Source organism: Aquiflexum sp. (assembly GCF_041749095.1).
In the GTDB taxonomy this organism is placed as follows: Bacteria; Bacteroidota; Bacteroidia; order Cytophagales; family Cyclobacteriaceae; genus Aquiflexum.
Genome location: NZ_JBGTCA010000481.1, coordinates 1 through 2575, shown reverse-complemented (window position 1 = coordinate 2575; position 2575 = coordinate 1). Strand labels below are relative to the sequence as shown.

3 protein-coding genes are annotated in these 2575 nt (G+C 39.4%); all 3 read left to right on the top strand.

Annotated elements, in window-relative coordinates; genetic code table 11:
- Positions 1 to 98: 98 nt before the first annotated feature.
- Entirely contained in the window at positions 99 to 944 is an 846-nt protein-coding gene (locus ACEW8O_RS21975) for a 4-hydroxy-3-methylbut-2-enyl diphosphate reductase (RefSeq protein WP_373496778.1), read from the top strand.
- Positions 878 to 1771: a fatty acid desaturase gene (locus tag ACEW8O_RS21970; protein ID WP_373496777.1), complete on the top strand. Its 894-nt coding sequence runs from the start codon at positions 878 to 880 to the stop codon at positions 1769 to 1771. Before ACEW8O_RS21975 ends, ACEW8O_RS21970 begins: the two co-directional genes overlap by 67 nt.
- Positions 1772 to 1939: 168 nt before the next feature.
- A partial coding sequence (locus tag ACEW8O_RS21965) for a carboxypeptidase-like regulatory domain-containing protein (protein ID WP_373496776.1) occupies positions 1940 to 2575 on the top strand: 636 nt, incomplete at its 3' end.

The following is a 2575-nucleotide window of genomic DNA, read 5'->3' as shown; positions in this document are numbered from 1 at the left end:
ATACAGTTTATTCCATGACGCTTTTGTTGATGAATATCACAATCTATGAAAGGATAAGGAACACCAAAACAATTCGGACTGTTAAAAGTTTATAGGCTATGATGAACCTGCAAGTACATATAGATCAACATTCCGGCTTCTGTTTTGGAGTGGTCTATGCCATTGAAATGGCAGAGGAAATTCTTGAAGATCAGGGTTATCTATACTGTTTAGGCGATATTGTTCATAATGACGAAGAGGTAAACCGTCTTACTAAAAAGGGGCTGAAAATCATAGATCATGTGGAATTGCAAAACCTGAGAGATGAAAAGGTATTGATCAGGGCCCATGGTGAACCGCCTTCAACTTATGAATTGGCAATCAATAACAACCTTACATTAATAGACGCAAGCTGTCCTGTGGTACTGAAATTGCAGAACAGGATCAAAAATTCCTTTGATAAGGATGAAACCATCTACATATATGGTAAGCACGGGCATGCAGAGGTGATAGGTCTATTGGGTCAGACCAACAATAAGGCTGTGGTTTTTCAGGACATCAATGAGTTGGACCTACCAAGTTTGCCCAAAAATATGACCCTCTACAGTCAGACTACCAAGAGTACTGACAAATTTTATGAGATCAATGAGGTGTTGAAAGAAAATGGAATTACTGTCAATACAAATGATACCATTTGCCGACAGGTTTCAAACAGGGACAAAGAATTAAGAACTTTTGCTGAGAAATTCGATAAAATCATTTTTGTGAGCGGAACCAAGTCTTCCAATGGCAAAGTCCTGTACAATGTCTGCAAGGAAAAAAATCCACATACTTTTTTTGTATCAAATCCTGAACAAGTTGACAATACATGGTTTGAAGTAAATGATAGCGTAGGAATATGTGGTGCAACTTCTACACCTATGTGGCTTATGGAACAAGTGAAAGAAAAGATTGCAGCTTTTTAGCGCATCGATTTCTTTCCTACCTTTACAAAGTGATACCAATAGCTACCTATAAAGATTCCGTTGACCCAAAAGGTGTAATCATTGCGTTTACAGTGATTTTTCTATGGTTTGCATCACTGGTTTTTTTGCTTTCGATTGATCTGAACTGGTCAAGCCCCATTACTTATATCGGTATCTTGGTTCAGACCCATCTTTATACAGGACTGTTTATCACGGCCCATGATGCCATGCATGGCATTGTTTCTTCCAATAAAAAACTGAATCATGGGATAGGTTGGTTTGCGGCAATCCTGTTTTCCTATAATTTTTATTGGAGACTTTTTCCTAAGCACCATGAACATCACCGGTTTGTCGCTACAGATAAAGATCCTGATTACCATCCTTCCGGGAATTTCTTTATTTGGTATTTTAGCTTTATCAAACAATATGTTTCCGTCTGGCAGATTCTGCTGATGGCCATAACTTTCAATATCCTGAAACTTTTCATTCCTACAGAAAATCTCATAGTATTTTGGATGTTACCGGCCATCCTATCCACTTTGCAGTTGTTTTACTTTGGGACCTATCTGCCCCACATGGGTGAATCCAAGAACAAGCACCATTCCAAAACCCAATCAAAAAATCATCTTTGGGCTTTTATTTCGTGTTACTTTTTTGGATACCACTATGAACATCACGATGCTCCCTGGACACCTTGGTGGAGGCTGTGGAAAATCAAGGAGGACTATCAAGAAAAGGAATTATCAGCTTCTTTGACAGTAACCCAATATTCTATTTCAAACAGGTCGGAAGTCCGAAGTCCGAAGTCCGATGTACCGGATATTTGAGTTTCATGGCAAGATTTTGATAAAAATAATATTTACTGGCATTTTGCGCACCAACATGTCACATAACCGGCATTGTTAATGAAGCTTAGATTTTACTCATTTAAAAACAGGGATTTTTTAAACAATATGTCAGAGTATTGATTTATGTAATATTGTTAATTCCTTTAGATGAGACTTTCATTTATACTATTTCTGATTTCATTTACGGTTTTGAGTGCTCATGCTCAGGAAGGGGAGGTAAGGGGCCGTGTTTTCAATCCTGTCAACAATGAGGGAGTTCCTTTTGCCAATGTAGTGGTAATGGATACCGATATCGGTACAGTTTCGGATGAGGATGGGAATTATATCATTACCAATATTCCGCCAGGGCTCTATAATATACGAGCAAGTTTTGTGGGTTTTCGGTCAAAAACATTTTTTGAAATTCAGGTGACTAGGGCAAGGGCTGTAAGGTTAGATTTTGACCTAAGGGAAGAAGAAGCCGTACTGGGCGAGGTGACGGTTGACGCGGACTTTACACGGTCGGATGAAACGCCTATTTCTGTAAGAAGGCTGAATACCAATGAAATTGAGAGGTATCCTGGTGGCAACAGGGACATCAGTCGAGTCATCCAATCTTTGCCAGGTGTAGCAAGTACAGCGAGTTTCAGAAATGATATCATCATAAGGGGAGGCGCACCCAATGAGAACAAGTTTTTTATCGATGAAATCGAAGTGCCGGTAATCAACCACTTTGCCACTCAGGGATCCTCAGGAGGCCCGGTCGGGATTTTGAATGTCAATTTGATCAAAAATGTGGATGTC

Excerpts from the sequence above, each read along its gene's own strand:
- ACEW8O_RS21970 (WP_373496777.1), top strand. The coding sequence starts at position 878 with ATGTGGTGCAACTTCTACACCTATGTGGCTTATGGAACAAGTGAAAGA.
- ACEW8O_RS21975 (WP_373496778.1), top strand. The coding sequence starts at position 99 with ATGATGAACCTGCAAGTACATATAGATCAACATTCCGGCTTCTGTTTT.